The sequence below is a fragment of the Vibrio sp. 11986-1-5 genome, assembly GCF_963878025.1.
Classification (GTDB): Bacteria; Pseudomonadota; Gammaproteobacteria; order Enterobacterales; family Vibrionaceae; genus Vibrio; species Vibrio injensis.
Genome location: NZ_CAWNVW010000003.1, coordinates 1 through 23,550, shown reverse-complemented (window position 1 = coordinate 23,550; position 23,550 = coordinate 1). Strand labels below are relative to the sequence as shown.

22 protein-coding genes and 1 pseudogene are annotated in these 23,550 nt (G+C 38.6%); all 23 read left to right on the top strand.

Annotated features, from left to right (window positions below):
• Nucleotides 1–252 precede the first annotated feature (252 nt).
• Nucleotides 253–600, top strand: a complete 348-nt coding sequence (locus AACS00_RS01255) for a four helix bundle protein (RefSeq protein ID WP_072670112.1) — start codon at nucleotides 253–255, stop codon at nucleotides 598–600.
• 158 nt (nucleotides 601–758) lie between these two features.
• Nucleotides 759–1,769, top strand: coding sequence for a Wzz/FepE/Etk N-terminal domain-containing protein (locus tag AACS00_RS01250; protein ID WP_110168230.1), 1,011 nt, complete (start codon nucleotides 759–761; stop codon nucleotides 1,767–1,769).
• A gap of 156 nt (nucleotides 1,770–1,925) precedes the next feature.
• Nucleotides 1,926–3,545 carry an aldolase catalytic domain-containing protein gene (locus AACS00_RS01245; protein WP_110168229.1) on the top strand — a complete coding sequence of 540 codons (1,620 nt, stop codon included), beginning with the start codon at nucleotides 1,926–1,928 and terminating at the stop codon, nucleotides 3,543–3,545.
• Nucleotides 3,529–4,188, top strand: coding sequence for an HAD family hydrolase (locus AACS00_RS01240; RefSeq protein ID WP_110168228.1), 660 nt, complete (start codon nucleotides 3,529–3,531; stop codon nucleotides 4,186–4,188). Before AACS00_RS01245 ends, AACS00_RS01240 begins: the two co-directional genes overlap by 17 nt.
• A gap of 2 nt (nucleotides 4,189–4,190) precedes the next feature.
• Nucleotides 4,191–4,937, top strand: coding sequence for a 3-deoxy-manno-octulosonate cytidylyltransferase (locus AACS00_RS01235; protein ID WP_110168227.1), 747 nt, complete (start codon nucleotides 4,191–4,193; stop codon nucleotides 4,935–4,937).
• Nucleotides 4,938–4,957: 20 nt separating this feature from the next.
• Nucleotides 4,958–6,154: a hypothetical protein gene (locus tag AACS00_RS01230; protein WP_110168226.1), complete on the top strand. Its 1,197-nt coding sequence runs from the start codon at nucleotides 4,958–4,960 to the stop codon at nucleotides 6,152–6,154.
• Nucleotides 6,144–7,436, top strand: a complete 1,293-nt coding sequence (locus AACS00_RS01225) for a hypothetical protein (protein WP_110168225.1) — start codon at nucleotides 6,144–6,146, stop codon at nucleotides 7,434–7,436. Before AACS00_RS01230 ends, AACS00_RS01225 begins: the two co-directional genes overlap by 11 nt.
• Nucleotides 7,433–8,698 carry a lipopolysaccharide biosynthesis protein gene (locus AACS00_RS01220; RefSeq protein ID WP_110168224.1) on the top strand — a complete coding sequence of 422 codons (1,266 nt, stop codon included), beginning with the start codon at nucleotides 7,433–7,435 and terminating at the stop codon, nucleotides 8,696–8,698. Before AACS00_RS01225 ends, AACS00_RS01220 begins: the two co-directional genes overlap by 4 nt.
• 31 nt (nucleotides 8,699–8,729) lie before the next feature.
• Nucleotides 8,730–9,308 carry an acyltransferase gene (locus AACS00_RS01215; protein WP_258306886.1) on the top strand — a complete coding sequence of 193 codons (579 nt, stop codon included), beginning with the start codon at nucleotides 8,730–8,732 and terminating at the stop codon, nucleotides 9,306–9,308.
• Nucleotides 9,298–10,272 carry a hypothetical protein gene (locus AACS00_RS01210; RefSeq protein ID WP_110168222.1) on the top strand — a complete coding sequence of 325 codons (975 nt, stop codon included), beginning with the start codon at nucleotides 9,298–9,300 and terminating at the stop codon, nucleotides 10,270–10,272. Before AACS00_RS01215 ends, AACS00_RS01210 begins: the two co-directional genes overlap by 11 nt.
• Complete coding sequence (locus AACS00_RS01205) at nucleotides 10,259–11,125, top strand: glycosyltransferase family 2 protein (RefSeq protein WP_110168221.1); 867 nt, start codon at nucleotides 10,259–10,261, stop codon at nucleotides 11,123–11,125. Before AACS00_RS01210 ends, AACS00_RS01205 begins: the two co-directional genes overlap by 14 nt.
• Entirely contained in the window at nucleotides 11,122–12,183 is a 1,062-nt protein-coding gene (rfbB, locus tag AACS00_RS01200) for a dTDP-glucose 4,6-dehydratase (RefSeq protein WP_110168220.1), read from the top strand. Before AACS00_RS01205 ends, rfbB begins: the two co-directional genes overlap by 4 nt.
• A 32-nt stretch (nucleotides 12,184–12,215) precedes the next feature.
• Nucleotides 12,216–13,103, top strand: coding sequence for a glucose-1-phosphate thymidylyltransferase RfbA (gene rfbA / locus AACS00_RS01195; protein ID WP_219968439.1), 888 nt, complete (start codon nucleotides 12,216–12,218; stop codon nucleotides 13,101–13,103).
• Between the two features lie 13 nt (nucleotides 13,104–13,116).
• Nucleotides 13,117–13,659 (top strand): dTDP-4-dehydrorhamnose 3,5-epimerase, encoded by a 543-nt coding sequence (gene rfbC / locus AACS00_RS01190; protein WP_110168218.1) that lies wholly within the window; start codon nucleotides 13,117–13,119, stop codon nucleotides 13,657–13,659.
• Nucleotides 13,660–13,666: 7 nt separating this feature from the next.
• Nucleotides 13,667–14,413 carry an NAD-dependent epimerase/dehydratase family protein gene (locus AACS00_RS01185; RefSeq protein WP_110168217.1) on the top strand — a complete coding sequence of 249 codons (747 nt, stop codon included), beginning with the start codon at nucleotides 13,667–13,669 and terminating at the stop codon, nucleotides 14,411–14,413.
• Between the two features lies 1 nt (nucleotide 14,414).
• Complete coding sequence (gene rfbD, locus AACS00_RS01180; protein WP_110168216.1) at nucleotides 14,415–15,299, top strand: dTDP-4-dehydrorhamnose reductase; 885 nt, start codon at nucleotides 14,415–14,417, stop codon at nucleotides 15,297–15,299.
• A 79-nt stretch (nucleotides 15,300–15,378) separates the two neighbouring features.
• Nucleotides 15,379–16,014 carry a hypothetical protein gene (locus AACS00_RS01175; protein ID WP_110168215.1) on the top strand — a complete coding sequence of 212 codons (636 nt, stop codon included), beginning with the start codon at nucleotides 15,379–15,381 and terminating at the stop codon, nucleotides 16,012–16,014.
• Entirely contained in the window at nucleotides 16,001–16,777 is a 777-nt protein-coding gene (locus tag AACS00_RS01170; RefSeq protein WP_110168214.1) for a hypothetical protein, read from the top strand. Before AACS00_RS01175 ends, AACS00_RS01170 begins: the two co-directional genes overlap by 14 nt.
• Nucleotides 16,778–17,292: 515 nt before the next feature.
• A pseudogene (locus tag AACS00_RS01165) lies at nucleotides 17,293–18,432 on the top strand (ISAs1 family transposase).
• A gap of 93 nt (nucleotides 18,433–18,525) precedes the next feature.
• Entirely contained in the window at nucleotides 18,526–19,335 is an 810-nt protein-coding gene (locus AACS00_RS01160) for a glycosyltransferase (RefSeq protein ID WP_110168213.1), read from the top strand.
• A 40-nt stretch (nucleotides 19,336–19,375) separates the two neighbouring features.
• Nucleotides 19,376–20,506: a sugar transferase gene (locus AACS00_RS01155; RefSeq protein WP_375152963.1), complete on the top strand. Its 1,131-nt coding sequence runs from the start codon at nucleotides 19,376–19,378 to the stop codon at nucleotides 20,504–20,506.
• Nucleotides 20,507–20,768: 262 nt separating this feature from the next.
• A complete protein-coding gene (locus AACS00_RS01150; RefSeq protein ID WP_072670097.1) occupies nucleotides 20,769–21,773 on the top strand; it encodes an NAD-dependent epimerase in 1,005 nt (334 codons plus the stop codon).
• 196 nt (nucleotides 21,774–21,969) lie between these two features.
• Nucleotides 21,970–23,298 (top strand): MBL fold metallo-hydrolase RNA specificity domain-containing protein, encoded by a 1,329-nt coding sequence (locus AACS00_RS01145; RefSeq protein WP_110168211.1) that lies wholly within the window; start codon nucleotides 21,970–21,972, stop codon nucleotides 23,296–23,298.
• The last annotated feature ends 252 nt before the right edge of the window (nucleotides 23,299–23,550 follow it).

Genomic DNA, 23,550 nt, shown 5'->3' with positions numbered 1-23,550 from the left:
ACTAGAATCTATAATGGCCTTTACACCTTTTATAGAATCTAGTTTCTCGCAGTCGCACAGCGACACTCTAGCAGGGCGCAGGCCGCTCTAAATCTAGAAACGAGAGTGTTGCTATCGCAACTTGTTAGAGCGGCCTAACGGCCTGCTAGAATCTATAACTGCCTTTACGCTTTTATAGAATCTAGCTTTTCGCAGTCGCGCAGCGACGCTCTAGCAGGGCGCAGCCCGTTCTATATCTCATAAGGATCACCCATGCGCTTTGAGCAACTGGATGTTTGGAAAAGAGCATCACGACTCTCATGTCAAATATATAAAATGACAGAGTCAGTCAGTAATTGGGGATTTAAAGACCAAATCACTCGTTCTGGACTTTCAGTTCCTTCTAATATTGCAGAGGGTGAAGAGCGCGAAACTCTAAAAGATCAAATTCGCTTTTTGTACTATGCCAAAGGTTCACTTGGTGAGTTAGTCACTCAACTTTATATCGGTATTGAGATTGGCTACTTAGATAAAGACCCGGCCTTAGGTATGGTCCAAGAAGCAAAAGAATTAGCCAAAATTTTGGGCGCAATAATTAAACAAAAGCAAAGAAAGATGTAAGGACGAGAACAGCTAGAGACGAGAGCGGCCTAACGGTCTGTTAGAGTCTATAACTGCTTTTACGCTTTTATAGAATCCAGTTTCTCGCAGTCGCACAGCGACGCTCTAGCAGGGCGAAGCCCGCTCTTTCTTCACTAGACCCTAAACCTGAAGAACCTATGAACACACAAATAACCCAAAACAATCCGCCATACCAATCAGACGCGCAATTCGCGCCGCTGCCGCGGCACGATGAAGAAATCGATTTACGTGAACTCTTCATCGCCCTCTGGAAAGGCAAATGGATCATCATCGCCACTACTTTTGTATTTGCGGTTGGCTCGGTCTTATTTGCTCTTAGTCAGCCAAATATTTATAAAGCCGATACGCTATTAGCTCCTGCTGAAAGCAGTGGCGGTGGTGGTTTAGCGAAAATGGCTGGGCAACTGGGGGGCTTAGCTGCTTTAGCGGGGGTGAACCTTGGCAGTGGTGAAAGCAGTCAAACTGAGCTTGCTGCTCAAGTGATTAAGTCTCGCCGTTTTATTGAACATTTTATTGAAAAGTACGATATTTTGGTCCCGCTAATGGCGGCTAAAGGGTGGGATTTAACCAGCAATCAATTGATTATTGACGATACGGTATACGATGAGCAAACCCAAACGTGGTTGCGTGAACCGAAAGGGCTACGTGGTGCAAAACCAACCGCTCAAGAAGCGCATGAAACGTTTATTAAAGATATACTCACCGTCTCTACCGATAAAACCAGCGGTTTATATACCGTTAGTGTTTCACACTACTCCCCTTTTATTGCTCAACAGTGGGCTACATGGTTAGTGGAAGAAATTAACCAAGTGATGCGTGAGCGCACGATTGCCGAAACCACTCAAAACCTTAATTACTTGCAAGAGCAGCTACAAAGAACCTCTGTGGCGGATATGCAAGCCACCTTTTATAAACTAATAGAAGAACAAACTAAAAGCCTGATGTTGGCTGAAGTGCAAGATGAGTTTGTGTTTAAAGTCGTTGACCCAGCCGTGGTGCCAGAGCTAAAAGACAAACCGAAACGAGCACTAATCGTTGTGCTAGGCGCCTTGCTCGGCGGTATGCTTGGCGTAGCGATGGTGTTGGTGCGCTTTGCGTTTAGGAAAGAAGATACTGAGGACCTAGGAAAATCAGATCTTAGGGTCTAGGCTTTTTCGTTACCTATTGGACCAGTTTGGCAAAATGGGTGAAATCAAACAATTACAATGAGATGACTAAGTCTGGGTGTCTCATTTTGAATGAAAAGTGTCTCAGAAGGTGAAAATGCCTGAGATAAAATGAAAATTTAAACAGAGAGAAGCGGTATGAACTTTTCCATTTTAGACTGTACTTTACGTGACGGTGGCTACTACAATAACTGGGATTTTGACCCAGAAGTTGTAACCCAATACCTAAACAGCGTAGCAAGTGCGAACATCGACTACGTTGAGCTAGGTTTGCGTAACTTCGCTAAATCAGGCTTTCTAGGCGCATTCGCTTACACGACGGAAGATTTCATCAACACATTGAACCTACCTGAAGGACCAACGTATGGCGTGATGATTGATGCCAAGACTATCCTTGAATCTGGTATGCCAATTGAAGAAGCAATTGATGCGCTATTCGTGCCAGCAGCTCACAGTAAAGTTGACTTAGTCCGTGTTGCTGCACACTTCAATGAAGTGGAATTTTCAGCACCTATCGTTGCTCACCTAAAAAAACTGGGCTACATCGTAGGCTTCAACCTTATGCAAGCTGGCGGTAAGCCTGATGACGTAATTGCAGATAAAGCCCGTCAAGCAGTCAGTTGGGAAGGTCTCGATGTCCTTTACTTTGCGGATTCACTAGGCAATATGGATGGGCAAGAGGTCCAACGTATCGTAAACGCGCTTCGTACTCATTGGACGGGTCCTATGGGTATCCACACTCACAACAACATGGGCAAAGGCTTAGATAATACACTTTCAGCAATGGAAGCTGGTGTTTCCTGGCTAGATACAACCGTGACTGGTATGGGACGCGGTGCAGGTAATACTCAAACTGAAAGTCTGCTAGCTTACCTAGATAAAGGTGACTTTAAATACCAACCAAAACCAATCTATGAATTGGTTATTCGGCACTTTGAGGCGATGCAAAAAGAATATGGTTGGGGCAGTAACTTATTGTACTTCTTAGGCGCTCAAAATGATGTGCACCCTACTTACATTCAGAATTTGTTGTCTAGTACCCACTACGGCACTGACGAAATCATTGGTGCGATTGACTACCTTAGTAAGCTAGAAGGTACAACATCGTACAATGGTGCAGTACTTGATACGGCACTAAGCTTCTCTGACAGTAAGGCAGAAGTGACTGGAAGCCAAGACGCACAAGGTCTCTTTGATGGTAAAGATGTCCTCATTATTGCTAATGCTCCAAATACAGAGAAGTACGCATCAGCGATTGAGATGTACATTAAGAACACTCAACCGGTTGTTATCTCAATCAATACAACAGCGCATATTGCCTCTGAGTTAGTGGATTACTACGTAATTTCTCACAACTCAAAGTTCTTTTCTGAGTCAAAACTCTACAAAGGGTTGGATAAACCAATCATTCTGCCCAAATGTCGCTTTACCGCTTCTGAATTATCAGAGCTTGAAGGGGGGGCCTTAATTGATTACGGACTCAAAGTTGTAAAAGAGACGTTTGCAACTCAGGGTACTTACACGACTATTCCCTATGACATCACAACGGCTTACGTTCTTGGTGCTTTACTGGAATCAAGCGTGAATACGATTTCAGTGGTTGGTTTTGATGGCTATGCTCAAGATGACGTTCGTCAACAAGAGATGGTAGACATATTAAACCTTTACCATGCTCATGAGAAAAGCCTAGAAATTACCTCTTTGACTCCAACTAGCTACCCGATTGCTAAAGGCTCTGTTTATGCCCCTGTTAAGTGAATACAAGGTATACATTTTTGATTGTGATGGCGTCATTTTAGATTCCAATCAATTGAAAATCGAAGCTATGAAAAATGCGCTGGAGGCGCATTTTTCAGCTCAAGATCTTATTGCGGAGTGTGTTGATTACTTCCGCCATAACTTTGGGAAATCTCGTTTTCACCACGTTACTCACTTTCTAGATAGCATCCTAACGATTGAAGAAGAAAAAAGAAGTGAGCTAGAGCTACGGGTTTTAGCAGACTTTTCTAAACAGTGCCGTACTTTATACTTAACGGCGCAGCTGACGCCCGGCTTTATGTCGTTTCTTGAGCAGTGCAAAGGTAAACGATATGTCGCAAGTGGCTCGGAGCAAAGTGAACTCAGAGATGTTTTTGTTCAGAGAGGTCTCGATACTCACTTTGATGGTGTGTTTGGCTCACCCACGCCAAAAGCTGAGCTTATCCGCAATATTCTTAAGCAAGAGAACAACACAAATGCCGTCATGTTTGGTGATGCAGAATCCGATATGTTGTCAGCCCAACAGAACCACATCGACTTTGTGTTTTACGCGCCTTATTCCAATGTAAAAGAGAAGATGATTGAGCAATGTCACTTGAAACAACACTTGATTATCGATGACTTTTCAACTGTGAGGTTCTAATTATGAGCAATAAGAAAACCTTTGCTGTCGTTATTCCAGCACGTTACGAATCAAGTCGATTCCCAGGTAAACCATTAGTCGATATTTGTGGTAAGCCAATGATACAGCACGTCTGGGAGCGTTGCTGCTTCGCTGCGGGACAAGAAAAAGTATACGTGGCAACCGATGATGTTCGTATCCAAAGTGCCGTTGAAGCCTTTGGTGGTCAGGTTGTGATGACAAGCTCGGAATGCTTAACGGGCACCGACAGACTGGCAGAAGCCAACTCACAGCTTAACTGTGATTTCATCGTTAATGTCCAAGGTGACGAGCCACTAATCAATCCAGATGATATCAATACGGTGATTCAGGCTTTCTTGAAGAGTGGTAATGTGACAAATGCTATGTGTGCCATTACTTCAGAGCAAGAGTTTCGCTCTTTTACTGTGCCGAAAGTTACTTTCAGCCAATCTGGTAAGTTACTTTACATGAGTCGAGCAGGCATCCCTCAGACTAAAACGGGTGAATATCAATTTGGTTATAAGCAAGTGTGTATCTACGCTTTCTCAAAAGAGCAGCTAGCTTTCTTCTACAGCAACAAAGCGAAGACTCGCCATGAGCAAGTAGAAGACATTGAGATACTGCGCTTTTTGGAATCAGATTATGTTGTAGATATGGTTGAAGTTGAAGCCGGTTCTCTTGCCGTTGATGTGCCTGGTGACTTGAGTAAAGTTATAGATGTGATTAGTGCTTTCGATCACACAGTGTAGCCCTAGAACAATTGTGATTTATGACAAAGACTAAAGATATAATTAATGTCCGTTTGGTTAATACGTTATCAGCAATAGTTTTCTTATTTCTTCTTATTTGTTTAACAAGACAAGTACCAATTACTTTCTTATCCGATTTTATTGCACCATTACTATTGTTAACTTGTCTCTTGACTTTAATTAAGGGAGTTTATCGAGAATCTATTAGGCCATTTTTGGTGTTTTTTATTTTTCTATTGATTGCATCAATATATTCTATTTATAAAGGTAATGAAACTTCATTAAATTTACGGTTTTTTGTAATTATTCTCTTATTAAACCTTATACCGATACTAAAATTTGATGGAAAGTTTTTGATAAAGGCATTTAACTTGGTGTTTTTTATTCAAGCCCTGACGGTGATAGGAGTCGGTGTAACCTTACCTATTATGTTTGATATTGACAATTACTTACCTGTAAGGCATTGGGTTTTGAATAATGGGTGGGGGGATATATATACCTATAATGGATTATTATATAAAGTTCAGATAGTAGGTAATGCTCTTTTGCCATTTGCTTTTTTTGTCAACTTTTATCTTCATAAAAAAGGTGATAGTAGACTGATTTATCTAATAGTTTATTTTACTGCGATAGTATTCTGCGGAAATCTAGCTTTCTATCTTTTTTTTGCAATCTTTGTTTTTTTTCATTACCTAATAGAAAGTCAACTTAGATTTAAGCTCTCAGTTAGGAATTTTATTTTTTCAATGCTACTTGGTGTAGTTCTCACGATATTTATTGGTTATGCTGTTGACACAATAGTTATGAAATCAACAGGAGATGTAAGCTCAATAGGAACGAGGTTTGATCAAGCTAGTGTATTATTAGGAGACATGTCCGGAAGTCTCAATTTATTGCTATTTGGAAATGGTTTAGGGCATACACTATCCATTAAAACCATGTCTAGAGATTACACTGGTGATATTTATTTTGAACTTCAATTTCTATATATCCTAAATCAAATTGGGTTCATTGGAATGATTGTTTTTATATACGCGCATCTTAAAATAATATCACCTTTACTTAGTAATATTAAGATATTATTAATATACTTATGCTACATAGGCTATGCTATGATAAACCCATATATGTTCGACTCAAATCATGGAATTGCATTAATAATTCTAATGTCTTTAGCTAGTATTAATTCATTTGGTAAAACAAGTAATGAAAATTAATGAGTTTATGATTGCGTTTCAAGCCATGGAGATGAAAAATGAGCTCTTTGACGTACAGTATAATGGCGAAAATGTATGGGATATAGTTAGATATAATGTATTTCAAGCACTTCAGAAACAATATGAACCTATTGCAACTAAAAATTCCATTAAAAAAACCATCAAGTCTTCACTTTCTTTAGTTTTAAAACTTATATTCTTAACCAGAATAAAGTTTAAAAAGAATGATGTTCTTTTTTGTAAAACTTCGAGGACATTAAGTAATAGAAATTATGTCGATGAATATAGTAAACCCATATTAGATCGCATTGACAAGAAGCGTGTAGCTGAAATTGAGTTATATCATTTAGCAAATTCAAACGCTAATGCGCGGTTTTTATTTAATTACTCGTTAAAGAAATACCTCCCAGAAACCATAGTTGAAAGTTTTTTAAAAGCTATAAATGAAAGCTTTCACTCACTATGCCAAGAGGAAGTTATTATATCGGCCATGCAAGAGGCTTACTCAAAATATCTTTCTGAAAGAAGATTCTATGACTTGCTTTTTAAGTGTAGTGGTATAAAGAAAGTTTTCTTAGTTCAAAATGGTATTCAAAAAGGATTGATAAGTGCGGCTAAGTCTAGAGGTGTTAAAGTTACCGAACTTCAGCATGGTTATGTCGGCTTTACTCACCCAGTCTATTCATATCCAGCACTCACAAATTCGCATAGTGTCTATCTTCCTAAAGAGTTTTGGGTTTTCTCTGAATTTTGGACTAAAGAAATCAATATGCCTGGTACGCAATTTAAGGTAATAGGGCATGAGTTGAAAGATGTAACACTAGCAAGTAACGATACTATATTATTTATTAGTAGAAATAATCACCACGAAGTATTAAAAGATTATTTATATCTTTTAGATCAGGAAGTTGGCAGGAAGATTATTTACAAATTGCACCCTAATCAGTTTTTTGATTCTGACTTGATAAAAAATGAGTTCTCTGACTGTAAAAACGTAAAAGTTGTAACAGATGAGGTCACTTTGAGTGACTGTATAAAAGAATCATCTGACATAGTCTGTATTCAATCAACAGTTGTTTATGAGGCACTTCAATCCAATCGAAAAGTCATTTGTATTAAAGAGTGTGATTTTATACAGTCCTCAACGTTAGAAAAAATTGGAAATTATTATGTTGTAGAAGATGAAAAAAGTATGATTGACATTATAAATAACAATAAAACACAAGAGCTTAAAGTTCAATTTTTTGATGTTATTAACAATGAGTTAGTGTCAGAAATATGAACTTATTAAAATCATTATCTATTTATACAATATCATCATTACTAAGTAGAGCGGTACCATTTTTCTTATTACCAGTCATGACTAAGTATTTATCTCCGGATGAATATGGTCAAGTCTCTGTATACATCGTGCTCATGACATTTTTGTCCACTATTATGTATTGGGGAAGCCATGTACACATTGGGATAGAGTACTTTAAAGTTGAGGAAAAAGAGTATTCTAAATTATTAGGTAGTTTATCTCTCATTCCTGTATTTATGCTCATTATCAGTTTTTTGCTTATTTATGCTCTTGGAAAGATAATAACTTTAGATTCTATATCTCATAGCTTATTGCTAACGATCCCCCTATCTGCCTTTTTGGGGTATTTATATCGTATAATGACAGTATATTTTAGAGTTTCAAATCAGCAAATTAAATACGCTATTACTGAAGTTGGTAGCTCTATACTTCAAGTGTTCTTTAGTATTTTATTTGTTGTGTTGCTATCTTACAATGTCGAGGGTAGAGTATCGGCGATTATATTGTCTGCTCTAATTGTTGCAATATCATTGGCTATTTACATCAAGAAAAATAGTTTGTTAATATTTAAATTTGATATTAATTTTTATTATGATTATGCAAAGACAGGTTTGGCGTTTGTATTTAATGAGTTAGGGAATCAAGTTATACGAATCGGTGACAAGCTGTTAATCTTATTTTTTTTCGGTGCGAGCTTTGTTGGTCCTTATTCTGTTGCAGCTCAGGTCGCCAGTATCGCATTGATACTAAACTCTGTATTTATTCAAGCTTGGCAACCACATGTTTTTAAAATACTGTCTGGAAATGTTTCTACAAACTTAAGAAAACTATACCTTGCAACGATAGTAGTCGCATTTGCCTTCTTGATTATTTATCTTCTACTGGGATGTGTTAGTTATTTTATATATGACTGGTTTATTGATGAGCGCTATCATTCGTCTTTACCTGTTGTAAAATGGTTGCTAGCCGGTTTTTATTTTACATTCTTGTATGGTTTGTTTGTAGACTACATTTTTTTCTCTAAAGATACCAAGAAGATATCTACAATAACTTTGTTCAATTTGGTCACATTTGTTTCTCTATCCATTTTGCTTATGAGATTGTATGGAGAGTTCGGCGTTGCATACGCATTTTTTATTTCATCACTCTTCTCTGTATTTTTTTCTGCGTTCGCTTCATCAAAGTGTGCGTATTCCTTCTTTAAACTAAGAATTAATAATGGTATTGATGATGCTCGCTAAATTGTCAAACTTTATATCTGAAAGAGTTCAAATGGTAAAAGTGACCTTTTATTATCGATTCTTTTTTAAGGACTTCGGTAAAGGATCAAAAATAATAAAGCCTATTAAAGTATCATGTCGTTCTGCTCGTATTGGCCACAACGTATATATTGCACATCATGCAAGAATAGAAGAGATTAAAACTCATCATAACCAGAAATTTGAACCAAATATCATTATAGATGATAATGTTACAATTGAACAAAGACTTCATATTGTAGCATGTAATCTGGTGAAAATTGGTAAGCATAGTTGTATTTCATACGATGTAATGATTACGGATGTAGACCACAGTTACAAAGAGATTAACAAAGCAATACAACTACAACCATTAATTACTCATTCTACTATTATCGGAGAGCGGTGTTTTATTGGTGCTGGAGTGAAGATAAATGCAGGAACTACACTCGGTGAGCAATGTATTGTTGGAGCTAACTCTGTAGTTAGGGGAAAGTTTCCAGATTATTCGGTAATAGTGGGAGCTCCTGCTCGTATAATTAAGCGCTATTGCTTTGAAATGAATGAGTGGCGAAAAACAGATAAATACGGGCAATTTATAGATGAAAATTAGTTCCTACCTAAAAGGAAAAAAAATCTTATTCATAGGAATTGGATTTTATGACTATGATCAAGCAATAATTCAAGAGCTTGAAAGAAATGGTGCTGAAGTAAGATATATTATCGAAGGATTTACTAATCGTAAACTTAGAATAAAAAATAAACTATTACCAAGTTTCAATGTTTCAGTTCACCAACAGAATTTAATATGCGATTTGCCTTCTGGATTCTTTAATATTGTATTCGTTATCAAAGGTGCCTTTTTATCTGAAGACAATATGGCTTTACTCAAGGAAAGCCAGAATAAGGCTCGTTTTATATTATACCAATGGGATTCAATAAGTCGAGTTCCAAATGTACACAAAATACTATCATACTTTGATGATATACATTCTTTTGACCGTGAGGATTGTAATGTTTACGGTTTTAAGTTCAGACCATTATTCTTTCGGGATGAAGTAGCTATCAAAAAGCAGGATACTAAAAAGTATGATCTTAGCTTTGTCGGGTGGTGTCATGATGGTCGAATTGATGTAGTTTACTCCATTTTAAAAAAATATAACTGGCTGAATTTTAAACCCTATTTATATGCAACGCCAAGAGAGTGGATAACATTAATATTAAGTGGGTATAAAGAACACATATCAAGCAAACAAATGAAGTTTGATGATTATGTAACTCTTTCGGCTCAATCTAAATGCGTGCTAGATATACCACATAGGCAACAAACTGGTCTAACCATCAGGACGATAGAGACGATTGGTCTTGGTGTAAAGCTCATGACAACAAACAAAGATATTGTGAACTATGACTTTTATAATCCAAATAATATTCTAGTGCTGGACAGAGAATCTCCTTGTTTGCAAGAAACCTTCTTTGAGAAAGAGTATGTGCCAGTAGCAATGGATACAGTGAAAAAATATTCACTATCTGGTTGGGTGAGTGCTATTTTCGGTGAGAGAAATGATTTCACATAAAAATATATCTGCAGTTATCATTACATATAATCCTAATATCAACATATTGAATTCACTCATACAGTCACTTTTGATGCAAGTTCAGGATATTATCGTTGTTGATAATTCCAGTGCAGAACTTGACTTGAAGAACAAAATTGTACATTCAAGTGAGATTATTTATTTATCAGATGGAACTAACAAAGGGATCGCTACAGCCCAAAACATCGGAATTTCTCATGCCATAGATATGGGAAGAGATGCAGTTTGGATCTTTGATCAAGATTCTGAACTGGGTGAATTGTCGTTGGTCACTATGGTTGATGAACTAAATACTTTTGATGGTAAAGCCGCTTGTATAGGGCCTTCCATAGTTAATTCGTTTAATGATCAGGTTGAGTTACCTATTAAGAAAGTCAAAAACCCTAACGGTACTTTTTGTGTAGATCAAATTATAGCAAGTGGCAGTTTAACCCCTACCAGTGTATTTGAAGATATTGGTGTTATGGAAGACGAATTGTTTATTGATGTTGTTGACTTTGAATGGTGCTGGCGCGCTAGAAGTTTTGACTACTCTGTTCTAATCTCTACACAAAAAATGGTTCACTCCGTTGGTGATGGTGATGAAACCTGCTTGGGTGGCCTTTTAACACTTAAAGTATCGTCACCTTTTAGATTGTATTATCAAGTTAGAAATTATCTAATACTACTGAGAAGGTCGTATGTGCCAATTCGTTGGAAAATAAGGCACTCAGCTTTCTTTGTGTTCAAATATTTTTACTTTGGTTTTGGTAGAGCCCAGTCCAAAGATTATAGAACTAACATTACTTCCGGATTTCGAGACGGACTCAAGATAGGCTTTAGGAGAAAATAATGATATTGGTAACTGGTGGTGCTGGCTTTATAGGAAGTGCAGTTGTGCGTCATATTATCGAAAATACAAATGACAGCGTCGTCAACGTTGATTTTCTTACCTATGCCGGTAATACAGATTCTTTATCGTCAATCTCTGAATCTAAACGCTATCACTTTGAACAAGTTGATATTTGTGATGCTGTAGCTGTAGCCGCATTATTTGAAAAATATCGACCTTCAGCAGTCATGCATCTTGCCGCTGAATCTCATGTAGACCGTTCAATTGAAGGACCTGGTGCGTTCATTCAAACAAACGTCGTTGGTACATATGTCTTACTAGAAGCTTCCCGAACTTATTGGAATACACTAGATGGAGAAGAGAAAGATACTTTCCGTTTCCATCATATTTCTACAGACGAAGTGTATGGTGATTTAGAAGGTAAAGATGACTTATTCACTGAAGCGACACCTTATGCTCCGAGTTCTCCTTACTCTGCGTCAAAAGCATCCTCAGATCATCTCGTTCGTGCCTGGTTAAGAACTTACGGCTTACCAACGATAGTCACTAATTGTTCAAATAACTATGGTCCTTTCCATTTTCCAGAGAAATTGATCCCACATGTAATTTTGAATGCGTTGGATGGTAAGGCACTCCCTGTCTACGGTGATGGTTCGCAAATTAGAGATTGGTTGTTTGTAGAAGATCATGCCCGTGCACTATACACAGTGGTAAAAACTGGGCAGGTTGGTGAAACATATAACATTGGCGGCCACAATGAGAAGAAAAATATTGAAGTGGTTAAAGCGATATGTTCACTATTGGAAGAGTTAGCGCCCAATAAGCCAGAAGGCGTAATCAACTACGAAGACCTTATAACTTTCGTGAAAGATCGCCCAGGTCATGATGTTCGCTACGCTATCGACTCTTCTAAAATTGAACGAGAGTTAGGTTGGGTTCCACAAGAGTCTTTTGAATCTGGCATTCGCAAAACGGTAGAGTGGTATTTAAATAATCGTCAATGGTGGGAACGTGTTTTAAATGGTGACTACCGTTTAGAGCGCCTAGGTGAAGAATAATATCCAAAATTAATAATGAGTAAATGAACGTCATGGAATATAAAGGTATCATTTTAGCGGGAGGCAGTGGCTCTCGCTTACACCCAATTACACTAGGTACTTCTAAACAATTACTGCCTATTTATGATAAGCCAATGATCTATTACCCTCTTTCAGTATTAATGTTAGCCGGGATAAAAGATATTTTAATAATCTCTACACCTGAGGATTTACCTAACTTTGAAAGAATGTTAGGAGATGGAAGTCGCTATGGTATATCGTTGAAGTATGCTGAGCAACCATCGCCAGACGGCTTAGCGCAGGCATTTATCATTGGTGAAGAATTCATTGGAAACTCTAACGTTGCGCTGTGTTTAGGGGACAACATCTTCTACGGGCAACACTTTAGTAACAAGCTATTAGCGGCAGCGAAGAAGGATAAAGGAGCAACCGTATTTGGCTACCACGTTTCTGACCCTGAACGTTTCGGGGTAGTAGAGTTCGATAAAGAAGGAAAGGCTCTTAGTATCGAAGAGAAACCAAAAGCGCCAAAATCGAATTATGCGGTAACAGGCTTATACTTTTACGATAACGACGTAATCAATATTGCCAAATCAATTGTTCCATCTCCTCGTGGTGAGTTAGAGATTACCGATGTTAACAATGCGTACTTACGGCGTGGTGACTTAGGAGTAGAACTCTTAGGTCGAGGGTTTGCTTGGCTGGATACTGGGACTCATGATTCTCTGTTAGAAGCAGGGACATTTGTGCAAACGGTTGAGCATCGCCAAGGCTTAAAAATTGCCTGCTTAGAGGAAATTGCTTTTAACAATGGTTGGTTATCAGACAAGCTGTTATCTGTTCAAGCTGATGCATTAGCTAAAACAGGTTATGGCCAATATCTCATGCAGATACTCAGTGAAAGCAAGAAAACCATCTGAAGTGGAGCTTAAGATGAAAGTTGTTAATACAAATATCATAGATGTAAAGATTATCGAGCCTCGAGTTTTTGGCGATGAGCGTGGCTTCTTCCTAGAAACGTTTCAACAAGAACGTTATCAGAGCATGTTAGATATTGATTTTAAATTTGTGCAAGACAACCACTCTCGCTCAGTGAAAGGTGTTTTGCGTGGTTTGCATTTTCAAAAATCGAAACCTCAAGGAAAATTGGTAAGAGTTGTACGGGGTAGAGTATTTGATGTGACTGTAGATATTCGACCTGATTCACCAACCTTCGGTCAGTGGGCTGGCGTTGAACTGTCTGAAGAGAATAAGTGCCAATTTTGGGTACCTCCTGGTTTAGCTCATGGCTTTTTAGTTCTCTCTGACATAGCAGATTTTGAATACAAGTGTACGGATTACTACGACCCAACCGATGAAGGCTCATTGATTTGGAATGATGTCGATGTTGCTATTGAATGGCCACAGATCGATGTAGAAATCCAATTGTCAGAAAAGGATAAAAACGCGTCTACATTAAAAGATTTATTTAAATAGGTAATATATGAAAAGTGTACTGGTAACTGGCTCAAAAGGGTTTCTTGGTAAAACATTGATATCCAAGCTCAAGCGTGACGGTAAAGTGAACGTATTAGAATTTGATAGAAGTTCGTCTTTAGATTCATTGAGTGATGCTTTAGAGCAAGCCGACTTTATTGCTCACTTTGCCGGAGAAGTTCGCCCTAGTTGTTCTGATGAGGAGTTTGTTACCAGTAATGCTGGCTTGACAGAGTTACTGATTGAAAGGTTGGAAAAGTCAAAAAAGAAAACTCCTATTTTATTTACGTCTACAATCCATGCTATTAATCCTAAGAATGCATATGGTGAAAGTAAAAAAGCGGCAGAACTCATTTTAGCAGAATACGCCCACCGCAATGAAGCGTTAGTTTGGTTATATCGTCTACCACACGTCTTCGGTCCAGGCTGCAAGCCCAACTATAACTCAGTGATCTCCACTTGGATTTACAATAGCATTCATGATCTAGAAATTAATGTATTTGACAGAAGCATTGTCATGAATTATTGCTACGCGCCGGATTTAGCAGAAGAATTTTCAGCATTGGTTGGTACAGAAGCTGAACGTGTTGGTATTGAAGATATACAACCTAACAAAGTATACCCAACAACGTTAGGTGACGTAGTTGATTCAATTAGCGCTATTAAAAATGGTTGTTTTGATGTCACTGATGAGTTCGGTCAACATTTGTTGACAACTTACAATAGCTATCTCCCAAACGGTAAAAGGCTTTGATATGAAAATTCTAGTTACTGGTGCAAAAGGACAATTAGGCTGTTCTATACAAAGCATCAGCAACCGTTATGATGCATCTCTAATGCTAACAGATTCTGAACAGTTGGATATTACTTGCTTGGAGTCTGTTAGAGAAGTTATTGAGCAGTCTAAACCTGATGTTATCGTAAATACGGCTGCCTATACAGCAGTAGATAAGGCTGAAGAAGAAGAGACTCTTGCTACAAAAGTTAATGCAGATGGGCCGTATAATTTAGCTATAATAGCTGCTAAGTACGACATTCCTCTTATTCATGTTTCAACTGATTATGTTTTTGATGGCTCAGAAACAAAACCATATCTCCCAGATGCTCAGACGAATCCACAAGGTATATATGGAAAGACAAAGTTAATGGGGGAGCAAGCTGTCAGAAGTAACCTCAGTAAACATGTTATTATTCGTACTGCTTGGGTCTTCAGCGAATATGGTAATAATTTCGTTAAAACCATCCTAGATCTATCGAAGCGATACGAAGAAATAAGCATTATTGCAGATCAGTATGGAAGCCCTACATATGCTGGTGACTTGGCAGAATGTATTTTGGAAATTGCTATGAGAATGAATAGTAAAGATGATATACGTTGGGGGACTTACCATTACTGTGGTGATATGGCAACAAGCTGGCATGGTTTCGCTAGGGCTATCATTGCTGACGCACTAGAGTATGGATTTATCAGGCAGGCACCAACTATCCATGCGATTAAGAGTTCCGACTATACGTTTAAAACGCCACGTCCAGAGTTCTCTGTGCTTGATTGCGATTCGACAGAGGTTTACTGGAATGTTAAACAAAGTAGATGGCGAGACCGCTTAGCAAAAACGATTGAAAAGTTAGCTGTCCAATAAATATTTCTTTTATTCTGATAAATTGACAAGAATGCAGTATAAAGACGCTGCATTTTGATTTTAATAAAGTACTGATTTTATGACTACCAAAATATTGCTTGTAGATGTTTGTGATACATTATATCCAGTAAATACGACAGTTGATTTTATTAATTATATTCTCAATAAAAAGGGAGCCAAGCCATCTTGGATTCATAAAAACAAAATAGTTAAGATTTCTAATGCCATATTGTATAAAGTCTTTTATATCGATTTAGTTCGAGTCGCCCTAGTTAGGCAACTGAAAGGCATGACCAAAGTAGAGCTAAACTCATTGGCAAGAGAGTATATTGAACAGCTGCCACTTAACAACGAAATTGACAGTTTTATAAAATCATATGTCAATCAGGGTTATGAAGTTCAATTTCATTCCGCTTCTCTGGAGCCTATTGTATCGGCTGTTAATGATAAATTTAATGGCTCTGGCTTTTCATCAACAACTTTGCAATTCGATCGTTTCGAAGTATTTAATGGCAGAATTCTTTTCGATAACCTAGGTAGAAAGAAAGAAGTTATTAAAGAGATAGCCCAACAATACCATGAAGTTGTTTTTGTAACTGATAATAAAAATGATAGTGATTGCATAGAACTATGTGATGATTTTTTTGCTGTTATTCCAAAAGGGAAATCCTCAGGTTTTTGGAAAACAAAAGGTGTCAAAATTGTTAGACTATAAGTTTTTTTATACTCCATTCTTGTATTCCATTCATACTCGATTTAAAAGTATCGAGAAGCTCGTTTCTTGGGTTTTGATCTATATCGTACCTGTTCTATTATTGATTTTGATACCAAATGACTTTGAATCAGAACTTGTGTTTCTATCTTTTATATATCTGACCGGTGTCTATGCTGCTTATGAGATGGGATATATATGGAATGATGCTGAAACGATTAAGAATGAGAAAAAACCTACGTTAAGGTTGAGTGGGGAGGAGCTTCGCTTCTACGAAGAGAGTAAATGCTCGATCTATTTTGGAAGAAGTTTGTTAATCACTATATTAGGGGGAGGTATATATTTCTTTAATAAAGAAATATCAATGTACTACCTTGCTAATATAGTAATTATCTTGGCATTATATGCGGTCTATAATAATGTCCGCAGTTTAGCTAACTTGCCTTTACACTTTATGCTAGTGCTCTTTCGTTATGTGTTACCTATTATTGTTTTATCACAAGCCTCTTGGGCTACAGCTGCTTGGCTAATCTTAGTCTTCCCATTAATTAACTTGATCGAGCGATGTTCTGAAAAAAGATTTAATTTAGAGTTCTTTTCTAAGTTTTATCTTGCTAATAAAGGACGAGGCCGATATATTTATTATTTTATTGTCAGTGTTCTATGTGTTTTATTTAGCGCGCCAACCTATATATCTATTGTAGTATTGTATATGTTACTTTATAGACTGTTGTCTTTTGAAGTGCTCGCTTTTGTAAGAAAATGATAAATAAGAATACAGCTTTAGTTTCAACTGTTGTGATAACTAAAGCTGTATGTATTTTTACCGAAGCTTGTAAGAGTAGACTTTACTTAATAGATGATCTGGCCTTAATCTAGATAAGGCTCTTACTGAGAAGTAAACAGCGGTTTTGGGACCCTTCGCGAGCTTTAAATTATACATTTTTCGCATCATTCTTAGTTCGCTTAACGCATAGGACCAACCACGACGTTGCTCGAGCATACCATTTCCCACGCGAGCGTTATGGGGATGGTGAGCCCGTCAGCGATGCAAAAGGTATTCATCAGTTGGATGAAAGATTGTCATCAAATCACAGATGACGAAGCAGGGAAATCGCATGAATATGCCCATTTTTAAAGGGTTTGTGGCATAGTAAGTTCACCGTTTTCTTGTTCTAATGGATAACAGCGTCACACAGCAAACAATCAGTCGATGATCAATTTGACGATCATTTTCAGTGTTTTCTAATACCTTCATAGACAAAATGGAGGTCAAAAACGATGAGTAACCAGCACCCATTTATGCATTTCGATGTCATCCCAGATTATCGCCAACAAGGCAAAGTCGAACACAAGTTAACGGATATCATTTTGTTAACAATCTGTGCGGTACTTTCCGGTCAGGATGATTGGAAAGCCATTCATCTTTACGGCACAAGGTGGCTAGATTTCCTCAAACGCTCTAGTGATTTTAATCATGGTGTTCCTTCCGCTATTACCATAGCTAGAGTAATGGGCATGATTAATGCGACACGCTTACAAAAGTGTTTTATCGAGTGGATGAAATCATGCTGTGAACTCACTGACGGTGAAGTGATAGCGATAGACGGTAAAACCGTTCGAGGGTTTTATGATAATTCCCGTGGGCTTGGTGCGATTCATATGGTTAATGCGTTTGCTACAGAAAATGGCGTGTGCCTTGGACAGCATAAAGTTTACGAGAAATCCAATGAGATAACCGCCATTCCTGAATTGCTTCAACTGCTTGATATATCAGGTTGTTTAGTGACCATTGATGCGATGGGTTGCCAAAAGAAAATCGCACAAAAAATCCTTGAAAACAAAGCAGATTACTTGCTGGCAGTAAAAGGAAATCAAGGTCGTCTTGAGCAAGCTTTTAATCATTATTTCAATATGAGCATGCTGCAAAAACATGACGGTGATTCTTACAGTACTCAAGAAACATCGCGAGGCCGAAAAGAAATACGATTAGCCTTAGTGAACGAAGATTTAAGTGTTTTGGGTGATCTTGAATTTGATTGGCCGGGGCTTAAAACGATGGGAATTGTGGTCTCTATTCGTCAAGAATCAGCAGTGGCTCAAGAATCGGATGTAACGGTTTGATATTATATTAGTTCGAAAGCGCTCAGTGCTAAAGAATTGTTAAATGCTTCACGCTCGCACTGGTTAGTTGAGTCGATGCATTGGATGTTGGATACAGAATTTGGTGAAGATGCTTGCCGTAAACGAGCGGAAGAACGAGCAGAGAATTTCGCAAGGATCAGACAGATGTGCTTAAACATGCTAAAAAGTGAAACGACGCTGAAAGCGAGCATTAAACACAAACGAGCGATGTGCGCGATGGATCCAGAGTATCTTTTGAAGGTTTTGGGAAGCCTTTATTTACGGGAATGTTCATGATTTTTCCGTGTTATTACTTTGAAATTATTCTAATTATTCATTTAATAAGCTTGGGAAACTTACAGCTTATTTTTATAATTTGAGAAATCAATAATGAAATTTTCTGTTCTAATGTCTATTTATTTTAAAGAAAATCCTGCTTGGTTTAACCGTGCTATGCAGAGTATTTGGGACGAACAAACGGTGAAGCCTAATGAAATTATTCTAGTTCAAGATGGCCATTTAACGTCAGAGCTTGATAATATGATTTCTATTTGGAAAAATAAGTTAGGTGATATATTAAAATGTATACCTTTAGAAAACAATGTCGGTTTGGGGGATGCACTTAACATTGGTTTACAATATTGTTCTAATGAACTTGTTGCGCGCATGGATACAGACGATATAGCCATGTCAGATCGCTTTGAAAAACAATTAGCAATTTTAAAAAAAGGTGATATTGATATATGTAGTTCTTGGATTACTGAATTTGATGTTAACGAATTGTGCATAACTGGCACAAGATCGTTACCTGAACACCACGAAGCTATAGCTCAATACACTAAATTGAGAAATGCCATAAATCACCCTACAGTAATGTATAAAAAATCTGCTGTTGATAGAGCAGGCGGATATCAAAAAATGATGTGGTTTGAAGATTACTATCTGTGGGTTAGGATGTTACTAACTGGGAGTAAATTTTATAATATTCAAGAGCCATTGGTACATATGCGCGCAGGATTGGCTCAGCTAGAACGACGGAGTGGCATAGCTTATGCTCGAAGTGAATTATCGCTTCTTAAGAAATGTAGGTACCTAGGTTTTTTGACTCGTTTTGAGTTCTACAAAGCTGTTGTTCTAAGGGTGCCTGTACGTTTGATGCCGACATTTTTAATTCGTTTCACTTATAAACTGTTAAGATGATAAATGTCACATGAATATTCCTTAGTTTTTTACTTTTCAGGTGTTTATACTATTTGTAGTATTCCGTCATAGTTACTATAGCTTAGGTTTTTTTTCATCTATAATCGTTACTAGTAACATTAATCAACTGATCATCAATTATTATAGAAACAATATTATGCATGACTCGATACCAACTTCATTACACAAGTATCAGACTACGGAATGTCATATCCCAGATACATCTGATGCCGCTGTTATTAAGGAGCCGACGGTCATAGAGTCAGTTGGGTCCCAAGAGACCATTTATGTCTATTGCCCTGCTGCTGATGTAGCTAAGATAGAGCAGGTGTCTGCTCGTCATCCATCATTGCATATGATTATCAACGACTACTCCTTACGTGAGTTCAAAAATAAAACTTTATGTCATTTTAAGAGCTCTGAATTACAACCAGAACAGCAAAGTTTTTTGATTGCAGCTACGGAGCTTGGGGGATGGGTTGAGCCGCTCGTGAGTTTTTGTGACCGAAAACTCGGTTATACCGAGCTTGAGTTTCTACATAGTGGGTATTTTTTACATCAAAAAGCATTTTCTATTCTAACTAACCGTAAAAACGGCTGGGAGAAGCGGTTTATAGATTTACTCTTTGTGTTTGCATTATCTTTGGTTGCGGTTCCTGTTGGTTTGATCACTGCTTTATTGATTAAACTTGAATCGCCAGGGCCAGTATTTTTCAAGCAAAAGCGTACGGGACAATATAACCGTGAATTTGAAGTGATTAAGTTCCGTTCTATGCGCAATGATGCAGAGAAAAATGGGGCGCAATGGGCAACGCAAAACGATGCACGAGTGACGCGAGTGGGTAAATTTATCCGTAGAACTAGGATTGATGAGTTACCACAATTGATAAATGTTTTAAAAGGCGAGATGTCTATGGTCGGCCCAAGGCCAGAGCGTGAGGTATTTATCGCTGATCTTGAGAAAGCCATTCCTTATTATCGTTTTCGCCATGCTGTAAAACCAGGCGTTACTGGCTTGGCTCAGGTTAAGTATCCTTATGGTGCTTCAATTGAAGATGCGATGTGGAAGCACAAATACGACATTTACTACATTAAGCATCAAAATTGGAAAATGGAAATTAAGATCCTTTTATTGACAGTCAAAACAGTTCTATTCGGTATGGGGCGCTAAGTTATAGCTATTCTATCAACAATTACTGATTGTGACTCGTGTATGATTTACGCTTATTGTAAAAACGCGGTTTTTTCTTGACGACTGAGAGTAGAATCGGTTTTTCTATTCCCTAGAACCTAGAACCTAGAACCTAGAACCTAGAACCTAGAACCTAGAACCTAGAACCTAGAACCTAGAACCTAGAACCTAGAACCTAGAACCTAGAACCTAGAACCTAGAACCTAGAACCTAGAACCTCATTCCTTTTCGAGACTTAAACATGAAATATCTAGTCACTGGAGCAGCGGGCTTTATTGGTAGCGCCACTGTTAAAAAATTAACTGAGCAAGGCCATCAGGTGATTGGCATTGATAATATTAATGATTATTACGATGTTAATCTAAAACATGCCAGACTGGCGCGTATTGAGCACCCGCTATTTCGTTTTATCCAACTAGATATCGCTGATCGTGATGCTATAGCGCAGCTTTTCGAACAAGAGAAGTTTGATCGTGTGATTCATCTCGCTGCTCAAGCTGGGGTGCGTTATTCACTCGAAAACCCTCACGCTTACGCTGATTCAAACTTGGTCGGACATCTTAATATCCTCGAGGGCTGCCGACAAAATAAAGTGGGCCATTTAGTCTACGCTTCATCCAGCTCAGTGTATGGGTTAAATGCTAAAGTCCCCTTCGCTACTTCTGACTCGGTCGATCACCCTGTTTCGTTGTATGCCGCCACTAAAAAATCCAATGAGCTAATGGCACACAGTTATTCTCACCTTTACGATATTCCTACCACTGGCCTGCGATTTTTTACCGTGTATGGTTCTTGGGGGCGTCCTGATATGGCTCCATTTATCTTTACTCAAAAGATTTTAGCGGGTGAAAGTATCGATATTAATAACCACGGTGATATGTGGCGCGATTTTACCCATGTCGATGATATTATTGAAGGTGTAGTGCGCATTGCTGATGTATTACCGAATCGCACCCCATCATGGACCGTTGAATCTGGTACGCCAGCCACTAGCTCTGCACCTTACGCGATTTATAATATCGGTCATGGTTCTCCGATTAATTTAATGGAATTCGTGAAAGCCATTGAAGATGAACTGGGGATTGAAGCTAAGAAAAATTTCCGAGGTATGCAGCCGGGCGATGTGTATCAAACTTATGCTGACACTGAAGATCTGTTCGTTGCCACTGGCTATCGCCCTCGTATCGGTGTGAAGGAAGGAGTTGCGGAATTTATCACTTGGTATCGCGAGTTTTATCAAGTTTAGTTTTTTAGCTGGGGCGAGAGTTTAGAATCTAAGTTTTGCTGTTCTTTAAAATCGAGATTCTAGGATCTAGCCCCTACAATATCTCACTCCCCTCCCTTTCCTGCCAACTGCCTCGAATTTTCCCTCCCCCTTCCACCTTGCTTTTTATTTGCTGTGCTAGTGTGCACTTATTGAGTCTGTGAATAAGGCAAAGGATATGCAAATACTTCATCATGGCGGTAAACATACTGTCACCGGTTCTTGTCATGAACTTCGTGCTGACGGTATGGCGGTATTAATCGATTGTGGATTGTTCCAAGGTAAAGATGCAACAGACGTTGAGTTGGATTTTCCCATTGAGCATATCGATGCACTGATTGTGACTCATGCCCATATTGATCATATTGGCCGCGTGCCGTGGTTGCTTGCTGCGGGTTTTATGGGGCCGATTTATTGTACGCCAGCCAGTGCAGAGCTGATCCCATTAATGTTAGAAGATGGGCTTAAATTGCAATTGGGCCTGAATCGCGGGCAAATTCAGCAAGTTTTACAAGCCATAAAACAACGGTTACGTCCTCTTTGTTATGGCGAGTGGTTAACGGTCGAGTGCCATCGTCCGGAGCCCGTTACTCTTGAACTTCGTTTTCAACCAGCAGGGCATATTTTAGGTTCCGCTTATGTTGAGCTTCGTTTAGCTAACGGTGAAGTGGTGGTGTTTTCAGGCGATTTAGGGCCAAGCAATACGCCATTACTGCCTGATCCGCAATCGCCTCAGCGGGCGGATTATCTAGTAATAGAGACGACTTATGGCAACCGAAACCATGATGATGTGGTAGGTCGTGCTGAGAAGTTACGCGAAATCATCCAACGTTCATTAGAAAATGGCGGCACGATTCTAATTCCCGCCTTCAGTGTTGGTCGTACGCAAGAATTACTGTTTGATATTGAACGTTTGATTTTTGAGCATAAAATTGATGCCGATCTGCCGATTATTCTTGATTCCCCAATGGCTCAACAAGTTACTCAGTCTTACCGTCGTTTTAAAACCCTATGGGGAGAGGAGGCAAAGCAGCGTTTAGAGATGCATCGTCATCCTTTAGCTTTCGAGCAGTGCGTACAAATTAGTGATTATCGTACTCATCAGGCGTTAGTGAATCGTTTAGCCTCAACCGGTGCTCCCGCGATTGTGGTTGCCGCATCAGGAATGTGCCAAGGTGGACGAATTGTTGAATATTTAAAAGCGTTGCTGGGAGATGAGCGTACCGATGTGATTTTTGCAGGGTTTCAAGCGGAGGGCACCCTAGGTCGAACCATTGCTCAAGGCGATAAATCGATTTGTATTGATGGGGAAGAGATTGATGTTAAAGCCAATGTTCATGTGATGTCGGGCTATTCCGCTCATGCGGATCAATCTGAATTACTGGCATTTATTAAAGGCATCGACCAGCCACCAAAGGAAATACATTTGATTCACGGTGAACCACAAGCACAGAGTGCATTCAGAGCGTTATTGAAGAAAGAGAATATTAATATTACCGTGATATAACGAATATGGCTTGAGCAAGATCTTGCCCGGGCGAGCAAAAAGTTGCCCAGCTGGGCAAGATCTTGCTCAGCTTAAATTGGGTGCCTTTTAACTAATTGAAATTGTTGGTATTTATTTCTGGCATGCTCCTTGCTTTGTTGGTGTTGCATATTGCGACGATGTGCGTCGCGTTTATTCACACAATAAGGAATTTGCAATGCCAACTCCATGTTATATCTCTATCGAAGGCGAAACTCAGGGTCTTATCACAGC

Bases quoted from the DNA above. Each gene is read 5' to 3' on its own strand.
- AACS00_RS01205 (WP_110168221.1), top strand. From the start codon at position 10,259: ATGATTTCACATAAAAATATATCTGCAGTTATCATTACATATAATCCT.
- AACS00_RS01185 (WP_110168217.1), top strand. From the start codon at position 13,667: ATGAAAAGTGTACTGGTAACTGGCTCAAAAGGGTTTCTTGGTAAAACA.
- rfbD (WP_110168216.1), top strand. From the start codon at position 14,415: ATGAAAATTCTAGTTACTGGTGCAAAAGGACAATTAGGCTGTTCTATA.
- rfbA (WP_219968439.1), top strand. From the start codon at position 12,216: ATGGAATATAAAGGTATCATTTTAGCGGGAGGCAGTGGCTCTCGCTTA.
- AACS00_RS01255 (WP_072670112.1), top strand. From the start codon at position 253: ATGCGCTTTGAGCAACTGGATGTTTGGAAAAGAGCATCACGACTCTCA.
- AACS00_RS01220 (WP_110168224.1), top strand. From the start codon at position 7,433: ATGAACTTATTAAAATCATTATCTATTTATACAATATCATCATTACTA.
- AACS00_RS01245 (WP_110168229.1), top strand. From the start codon at position 1,926: ATGAACTTTTCCATTTTAGACTGTACTTTACGTGACGGTGGCTACTAC.
- AACS00_RS01235 (WP_110168227.1), top strand. From the start codon at position 4,191: ATGAGCAATAAGAAAACCTTTGCTGTCGTTATTCCAGCACGTTACGAA.
- AACS00_RS01160 (WP_110168213.1), top strand. From the start codon at position 18,526: ATGAAATTTTCTGTTCTAATGTCTATTTATTTTAAAGAAAATCCTGCT.
- AACS00_RS01250 (WP_110168230.1), top strand. From the start codon at position 759: ATGAACACACAAATAACCCAAAACAATCCGCCATACCAATCAGACGCG.
- AACS00_RS01145 (WP_110168211.1), top strand. From the start codon at position 21,970: ATGCAAATACTTCATCATGGCGGTAAACATACTGTCACCGGTTCTTGT.
- rfbC (WP_110168218.1), top strand. From the start codon at position 13,117: ATGAAAGTTGTTAATACAAATATCATAGATGTAAAGATTATCGAGCCT.
- AACS00_RS01150 (WP_072670097.1), top strand. From the start codon at position 20,769: ATGAAATATCTAGTCACTGGAGCAGCGGGCTTTATTGGTAGCGCCACT.
- AACS00_RS01225 (WP_110168225.1), top strand. From the start codon at position 6,144: ATGAAAATTAATGAGTTTATGATTGCGTTTCAAGCCATGGAGATGAAA.
- AACS00_RS01175 (WP_110168215.1), top strand. From the start codon at position 15,379: ATGACTACCAAAATATTGCTTGTAGATGTTTGTGATACATTATATCCA.
- AACS00_RS01215 (WP_258306886.1), top strand. From the start codon at position 8,730: ATGGTAAAAGTGACCTTTTATTATCGATTCTTTTTTAAGGACTTCGGT.
- AACS00_RS01230 (WP_110168226.1), top strand. From the start codon at position 4,958: ATGACAAAGACTAAAGATATAATTAATGTCCGTTTGGTTAATACGTTA.
- AACS00_RS01210 (WP_110168222.1), top strand. From the start codon at position 9,298: ATGAAAATTAGTTCCTACCTAAAAGGAAAAAAAATCTTATTCATAGGA.
- AACS00_RS01240 (WP_110168228.1), top strand. From the start codon at position 3,529: ATGCCCCTGTTAAGTGAATACAAGGTATACATTTTTGATTGTGATGGC.